The organism is bacterium (assembly GCA_040753085.1).
GTDB lineage: Bacteria > UBA9089 > JASEGY01 > JASEGY01 > JASEGY01 > JASEGY01.
Window position 1 is genome coordinate 1 of the sequence record JBFMHI010000125.1, and the last position, 8023, is coordinate 8023.

An 8023-nucleotide genomic window follows, 5' to 3' on the forward strand; every position below is an offset into this window, starting at 1 on the left:
TCTCCTTTTATAGGTTGCATAGAAAGCCGTTTTTTAGGAATTTTAGCTAACTTTTAAACACCTAAACACAATATGTTGTGGTTTCGCTAGGTAAGGCTACTATATAGAGGCTGAGTAGTTACCAATTAATAATTATCAATTAACAATTATTAATTGATAATTGATAATTTAACAACAGCCCCTATTATGCCCTAATTTTGTTCCTTTGTCAAGAAAAAAAAGTCTGGACTATCTCTTAAGAGACAATCCAGACCTGGTTAGTCCCACTCCCTCAATTTTTCTCCCCAAGCAACCCCAACATCTTCGGTTTAAGGAGTTACAGACATAGGCTCTAATGACGATGTCATTAAGACCTTCAAATAGATTTCACAACTCTGACACCTGGTTTTATCCTTGCGCCTACAACAAAGTGCGCCCTCCACCTCCCAGCAATTTAACTCATTGATATATGCCGGGCAGTAAAGATACAGACTGGCCGGACATCCTTTTATCTCTATATCATAACAGTGGAACATTTCTCCTCCTTCATTTTACCGAATCCCCTATTACTTTCTCTGCAAATTTTATGCCAAGATCTCAACAAAAGAGGCAGACCAAAAATTCAACTTGAGAACATCTTGTGCCGCAGCACTTTACAGATAAAATTTTTTATAAAATTATTTTTACTGCCTTCCATTAGCCGCCGGTCTGGTGTTCATTTTAATGGACAGATACCCGGTCAGCCCTAGGCAGGCAGGTTGTAAGTAACGGTTTACTTTGAGCTTGCGGGGGAATGTATAAATTGGTAGACACCATGTTCATTTTTATTATCATCAGGTAGGGCTAATAATAAAGCTTTTTAATCTCTGCTTTGCCAAAGTAATGATGAAGTATCTCCTGGTAAGGCTTCCCTCTTTTGGCCATGCCGGCGGCCCCGGTCTGGCACATGCCTACTCCATGCCCCCATCCGCCGCCGGTAAAGCAGAAACTTAGAAGATTACCTTCTGAGTCTCTTTTGCTCTCTACTATGAAAGCCGCACTCCTCAAGTTACCCAAAAGCTGGCGAATAGGCAGCTCTTTATAGACGGTGAAAACTTCCTGGTCGGTCACGATCCTGATGGCCTTGAGCCGGCCGGAAACACCCCTCTCCAGAGGGATAATGTCCTTCACCCTCCCCCTATCTCTATCCCTATTGATGAGTCGATTTATCTCTTCGGCGGAATACTCTACCTTCCATCTAAACTTCTCCGGTTTATTGGATTCGAGGTCGTAACAGTAGGCCCTGGGGGTAGTGGTAAGCCACTCCTTCAAGACCTCCTCAGTAATGATGTTCGGAAAATCCACCTCTTCGGGATCAAAATCAGGCACTCCTCTCAGGCAAGGATCCGGCAGGGAAGCCCAGACGTTTTCATTGTCCTCAGTATGTCCCCCGCAGTTGGCTGAATAAACCGTATCAACCATCTTACCCTCATACATCAAAACCTCTCCCCTTGTTTTCTCTACGGCCTCTCTAACCGACTCTGTCATTCTGCCCAGGCCGCCGTAAACCTGGCAGTGTTGAGAGGCACAGAGATGGTAAGGATCAGCCAGATGCCTTTTCTCAAACTTGGCCAGGGTCTCCCCCCTGGCTACTATTGCCTGAGCAGCTAAGGCCTCCAGAGGAGCTTTCGGACTGATTTCGTAAGGCAAGACCCCTTTAAGGTAATCCTCAAGATCAAGCTCATTAACCAGGCATAATTTTCCTCTATTATCCAGGGTGATTTCAAGGCGGCCGTTAAATTCTCGATCCTCCCGTCCCTCCCACGAATAACCCCCTCCATACTCTACCTCTTTGACTTTAATAGGATTATCCGAAGTAATTAGAATAGGGGGGGAATATGTATCGACCAGGGAGCCGGTCTGATCAAACATATCTATTTGGCCGACCGAAGTCTCCACTAATTCTTCCAGTATCCAGCCCTGTCTCCCCTCTTCTTCTAGTAGCCGATCCTGGAAAACCTCGGCTTTCTCCTTATCCTCAAAACGACCTAAGCCAAGCCAGATAACCCGGTTGTCCAAAACACTCTGACCATCCCCGCTGAACAAATTCCCCGCTTCCTTTAAAGCCACCTGATACCCCTTTTCTCTCCAACTATCGGCTAATTCCTCAACCTCCGGGTTAGAAGGAGTAAATGTCCCCACTACTATCCGATAAATCAATTTAGCCGGCTGAGACTCCCTGAGGGAAAAATTCACCGAATCACCCTCTATTTTTTCCCCATTAATTAAAAGTCCCTCTCCGGCCACAGAGATGTTAAACTGTCCCTCCATCACCCCTATTCGAACCCTGGTCGGAAGATGGATAACCAGACCTTCTTTCTTTTCAGGGGCAATAGGCCTCGGGGGTTTAGAAACAGAAGGAGGTAGTGGAACTTCAGCCTCCGGCGCTGGAGGGGGACTAACCGTCGGGGTTACAGGCTCAACCAGAAAAGGCCGGCTACAACCAGCTAATAGAATAACACTGCCGCCAATAATAAAAAGCCCTTTTAGAATTCTTTGGTCTCGGATAAATTTAACCATCCTTTTGCCCCCTTTGTTCTGGCGCGCTGATTCAGTCGGGCGCGGGTCATGCGCTCGCGCAGGCCGCCTTCCTCGACAAATGTCTTCTCAAGTTGCCTGAGTTGGCGATCAAGCAGGTAGGTGGTCACCTTGATCAGGCCGATAATCACATTGGCGGCAATAGCCGGATCATGATGCTCAACGCCTTTGCGAAAGGTATCGTAGTTGGCGTCAGGCTGCCGGTTCAGTTCGCGCAGCCGTTTCGTGTAAGGATGGTCGAGGCTCCATTCCTCAAGCCCGCGCCCGCGCAAGAAGTCGCGGTAGTCCTCTAACAGCTCTTCCAGGCTGGCGCGCGCCACGTTGGTGAGTTTGATTTCCGTTTCCTTGGAGGTTCCGGACGCCTGGCTACCCTCAAGGATGTTTTGTTTCCCAGAGCGCGCCGCCTGAACCATCTGGTCATACGTGCGGTCGCGTTTATTGAGGAACCGGGTGCAGAAGTGTATCGTGGCATCGTAGACGATTTGGGCTTTCTGGTAGGAAAGCAGTTTTTGGTAGCCGCCATGCGGGGGAATGAACCGTTCTGTCATGATAGCCTCCTGGAAAAAAGGACCTAAGGGACCTAAGGGACTCAAGGGACCTAAGGGACTCAAGGGACCTAAGGGACCTAAAGGGACAGAAGGACCAAAGGAACCAGAGGGGTCAAAGGAACCCAAGGGACCTAAGGGATCAAGGGATCAGAGGAACCCAAGGGACGGTCAGGGACAAGGCACAGCCGCCTTTCCCAAAAGAGCACCGCCTTTCAGTCGTTTCAGTCGTTTTGGGTCTTTTTGTCACTTCAGTCCTTTTGGTCCTTTTTGTCGTTTTGGGTCCTTTTTGTCATTTCAGTCCTTTAGGTCCTTTAGGTCCTTTTGGTCCTTTTTGTCGTTTGGGTCCTTTTTGTCATTTCAGTCCTTTAGGTCCTTTAGGTCCTTTTTGTCCTTTTGGTCCTTTTTGTCGTTTGGACCCTTTTTGTCCTTTCAGTCCTTTAGGTCCTTTAGGTCCTTTTTGTCCTTTTGGTCCTTTTTGTCGTTTGGGCCCTTTTTGTCCTTTCAGTCCTTTAGGTCCTTTAGGTCCTTTTTGTCCTTTTGGTCCTTTTTGTCCTTTTGGTCCTTTTTGTCCTTTTGGTCCTTTTTGTCGTTTTGGTCCTTTTTATTGATTCTCAGTATATTTTAAGAACATTATACTACTCTTTAAAGACAATTCCCCTGCTTACTTTCTGACAGGAGGCTGTTCCAGTCAGGACCATGGCTTCCTTTAACTGATTAGTATATTCCTTAATAATAAATTCCACTCCCAGGGACCCCTTGCCTACCGCCGCAATAGTGATGGGCCGTCCGACCAAAACGGCCTTTGCTCCCAGGGCCAGACATTTTAAGACGTCCAACCCACTTCTTATCCCCCCGTCAACCATAACGACTATCTTTTCTCCCACAGCCTCCACTATCTGAGGTAGGACGTCAACTGCTCCCGGCATATAATCAAGCACCCTGCCCCCATGATTGGAGACAATAATGGCCGCTGCCCCGGCTAAAACCGCCTTTTCCGCATCGGTTGCCGTCATTATACCTTTTAAGATAAAGGGGAGTTTAGTTGAGCTGATTAGTTCCCTTAATTCTTCCACGGTCTTGGGGCTAACCGGTTGCCCTTTGGCGGCCATGGTAACAAAGTGGGCGGCATCGACATCTATCCCTACCGCTACCGCCGAAGCTATTTCAGCCGCCCTGATCCTGGCCAATATCTGTTCCTGGTGAAGTCTGGGTTTATATATGGGTATCCCCCAACCACTAGCCGCTTGAACTACGGCCAGTTCCAATTGATAATGATCCGGACTGGCCCCATCGCCTACCATCCCAATTGTTCCCGCCAGACGGCACCCTTCCAGAACAGTGCGGGTGTATTCCTGGGGTTCAATGGCTCCCCCCATATTGGTTTGTGTTCCGGTAATAGGCGCCGCCAGAACAGGCGTATCCAGAGAAAGACCAAGCAGCTCCACCCTGGTGTCCGGAGAGGAAACATCGTGGATAGTAGTCACGTTGACCCTGTATTTGAGCAGGGCAGTCAGATTGGCCTTAAAGGAGCTGCCTGTGCCTACCCCGCCCATGCCCGGTACCTCTCCGGCACAAACCCGGCCATCACAGATAGTACAAACCTGACAGACCCGTTTAAATTTAGCCTGGGCAGCTTGTCTAATCTCCTTCCAGCTCAGAGTCGGCGGGGCGCCTATCTCGACCTTAATCAGTCCTATGGCTGTTTCAGCCGCGGCTACCGCTTCCTCCCTGGTATCAGCCACCGTAATTACATTTCCCACTTTACCCAGATTGGAAGTTAATTTTTTCAAGACATCGCCAGGTTCAACATTAATAACCACCTCAGCTACTTGAGGCAATTTCCTAGCCTCATCAACGCCGGTAATAGAGACCACCCGGCCGGAATGAGGAATGATGGCCCGCTCGGCTGAGACACGATTTGCGGTGGCCTTGACCGTGGGTTTCCCACCCAGGGCGATCTCAATCGCCCCTTGAATAACATTCATCCCTGTAGCCAGGGGAAGGGTATAACCGGACATAAACCCCCCTGACAATCTGGCCGCTAATTCCACGATTTTGGGCCCTTCCGAGGTAAGCTTAATATCTCCTTTGGCCGCGCCCTGATCTATCCCCAGCGCCCTGATTCCAGCTTCCATGCAGGAGCAGGCCGCTTCCTGGACTTCCTTTGGTTGAGCTGAAGGCAAGGTGTGTCCCAGTTCAACAAAATAAGGGGGAAAATCAATAATCCGGTCGGCGATACCGGCAAAGATCACCTGGCCCTCATAAACTAAGGCATCAATAGATAACTCGTCGCCGGGCATAAACTCCTCGAGCACAATCTCCCCGGAGGGGGAGACAGCCTTGGCCTCTTGAAAGGCCTTCCTTATTTCATCCTGACTTTCCACCTTGACTACTCCCCGGGCGCCCATATTGTCAGAGGGCTTGATCACCAGCGGAAAGCCGAGTTCTTTAGCCGCCTTGTAAGCATCACGGATAGTCCAGGCCTCATAGAAGCGGGGGGAAGGAACCTTATTTTGGGCGAAACAGTGTCTCATCTTGATCTTATTGGTGGCCCTTTCAGCTACTTCAAACCGAATTCCGGGTAGCTCCAGGGTGTTAGCCACAGCCGCCACGGTCATAGAGGCATCGGTGCCTACCGTAATTACCCCATCTATTCGGCCGGTTTGAGTATATTCCTTAGCCGCTCGAACTGATCCCTCTATGTCTTTGGTGCTCATAACGATGTTCACATCAGCCATAGAAAATCCCAGGGCATTGGGATTATAATCGGTGACAATGACTTGCAGCCCCATCTCCTTGGCTACCCGAATAACCGGGATCTGCATGGTGCCGCCCCCAATAATCATCAATGTTTTGACCATTTCCCCTCAATCTCCTTTTTAAGAAGGACATATTCAATAGAATCAATGAGGGCTTGATAACTGGCCTCAATGATGTTTTCTGAAACACCGACTGTCCCCCAGGTGGAATCCAGTCCAGAGGATTCAATCAAAACCCGCACCTTGGCGGCTGTCCCTTCTTTGGCATCCAGGACTCTGACCTTGAAGTCGGTCAGATGAATACCCTTAAGGACAGGATAAAAATTCTCCAGGGCCTTCCTTAAGGCCTTATCCAGGGCATCAACTGGCCCATCGCCCTCGGCCACGGTATATTCTGTTTCACCATTTACTTGCAATTTTATGGTGGCCTCAGAGGTGAGTTTATTATCCTCTCTCCGCTCCACAATAACCCGAAAACCTAAAAGGTCAAAGAAACGCCGGTAAGCCCCGGTATTTTTCTTGACAAGAAGTTCGAAAGAGGCATCCGCTGCCTCGAACTGGTAGCCTTTGTGTTCCAGTTCCTTTAACCGGTCAAGGATCTGCTTTGTCTTTTCCGTATCCTGACTCAGGTCGAGTCCGTATTCTTCTGCCTTGGAAAGGATACTGCTTCTTCCTGACAACTCGGAGATAAGAATACGCCGCTGATTTCCCACCTTATCCGGCCGGATATGTTCGTAAGTGACTGGATTTTTCTGAACGGCATTGACATGAATCCCACCTTTATGGGCAAAAGCAGAGTATCCTACGTAGGGTTGATGCATATTGGGGGCTAAGTTGGTCACTTCGGAAATATGCCTGGATGTCTCGGTTAACTTCTCCAGTTGGAAATCACTTAAACAAGACAGACCCAACTTTAATTGAAGATTAGGGATAACTACACAGAGATCGGCATTGCCACACCGTTCACCATAGCCATTAATGGTCCCCTGCACATGGTTACAACCCATCGTAACCGCGATAATAGAATTAGCTACGGCTACCCCCGCATCATTATGGGCATGGATACCCAGGGGGGTATCTATCTCTCCCCGGACTACTTCTATTACCTCCTGTAACTTAGGCGGCATAGTTCCGCCGTTGGTGTCACACAAAACAATAGTATCAGCCCCTACCTCAGAAGCAGCCCTGATAGTAGCCAGGGAATAGGCCAGATTATCTCTACAGCCATCGAAAAAATGTTCGGCATCATAGATAACCTCTAATCCCTTTGACCTTAGATAATGAATAGATTCTCTGATTAGCTCCAAGTTCTTATCCAGAGAAACCTTAAGGACTTCCTTAACATGAAGGTCCCAACTCTTGCCAAAAATAGTGGCCACATTAACGCCGGACTTCAGAATGGCCTGGATATTCTCATCTTCCTCCACTTTATTTCCGGCCCGCTTGGTGCTACCGAAGGCAGCTATTTGGGCGTGCTTAAACGGAATATGCTTTACTTCTTCGAAAAAACGGATATCCTTGGGATTTGAACCCGGCCAGCCACCTTCGATATAGTGGATACCCAATCGGTCAAGTTTTTTAACAATATCGATCTTATCCTCCAGAGAAAAAGAAATCCCTTCCATCTGGGCTCCGTCTCTTAAGGTGGTGTCGTATATCTCTATTTTTTGCATAGTTATCAACTCCTTAAAATGGATCCATCCACATGATCACGCCCTTCTTCGTCGGTCGTTAGGTTCTTCCATCGGTTTTCCTGGGGAAAGACCCACTGCCAATCCCACTCGCTTGGCGCAGTTGGATACTTGCGGTCTAAAGCCATCGGTAGACCGTGTGAGAACTCTTGCAATATTATACCATTTATGGTATAATATTGCAAGAAAAATTTACTTGTAAGTGTTCAGCCACAAAGACACTAAGACACAAAAAATTTCTTAATAGCTCAAAACAGAGCAGTAGCCCAGTAGTTAAAGACTTTTCTGAAAGTTCCAGAACTTCTGCTCTATTGCTCTAATGTTCTCTACGATAATCCTTCGTGGGCATCGTTTCAAATCGCTACTTGAGAAGGGAGAGATCGGTTTACACTTTTTGTTCTCCAACCGGAACACAAAAAAGTCCCAAACTGGCTTTCAGAGCGGGAAAAGGCTGTTTATGTTTGCTGCA

The 8023-nt window shown here is 48.1% G+C and carries 5 protein-coding genes; 1 reads left to right on the forward strand and 4 read right to left on the reverse strand.

All coding sequences use genetic code 11. The features are described 5' to 3' along the window. Window positions 1–822: 822 nt before the first annotated feature. Window positions 823–2538, reverse strand: a complete 1716-nt coding sequence (locus AB1797_11185; GenBank protein ID MEW5768163.1) for a SpoIID/LytB domain-containing protein — start codon at window positions 2536–2538, stop codon at window positions 823–825. Continuing rightward, window positions 2505–3104, reverse strand: a complete 600-nt coding sequence (locus AB1797_11190) for a four helix bundle suffix domain-containing protein (protein ID MEW5768164.1) — start codon at window positions 3102–3104, stop codon at window positions 2505–2507. Before AB1797_11190 ends, AB1797_11185 begins: the two co-directional genes overlap by 34 nt. 286 nt (window positions 3105–3390) lie before the next feature. Between AB1797_11190 and AB1797_11195 the strand changes: the two genes are divergently transcribed. Further along, the gene (locus AB1797_11195; protein MEW5768165.1) at window positions 3391–3729 is read left to right on the forward strand and encodes a hypothetical protein; all 339 of its coding nucleotides are present in this window, start codon (window positions 3391–3393) and stop codon (window positions 3727–3729) included. Between the two features lie 10 nt (window positions 3730–3739). On the opposite strand, the gene AB1797_11200 is transcribed toward AB1797_11195, so the two are convergent. Both AB1797_11200 and cimA read right to left on the reverse strand, forming a co-directional pair. Continuing rightward, a complete protein-coding gene (locus tag AB1797_11200; protein MEW5768166.1) occupies window positions 3740–5965 on the reverse strand; it encodes an alpha-hydroxy-acid oxidizing protein in 2226 nt (741 codons plus the stop codon). Next, window positions 5950–7536, reverse strand: coding sequence for a citramalate synthase (cimA, locus tag AB1797_11205; protein MEW5768167.1), 1587 nt, complete (start codon window positions 7534–7536; stop codon window positions 5950–5952). Before cimA ends, AB1797_11200 begins: the two co-directional genes overlap by 16 nt. Window positions 7537–8023: the final 487 nt, after the last annotated feature.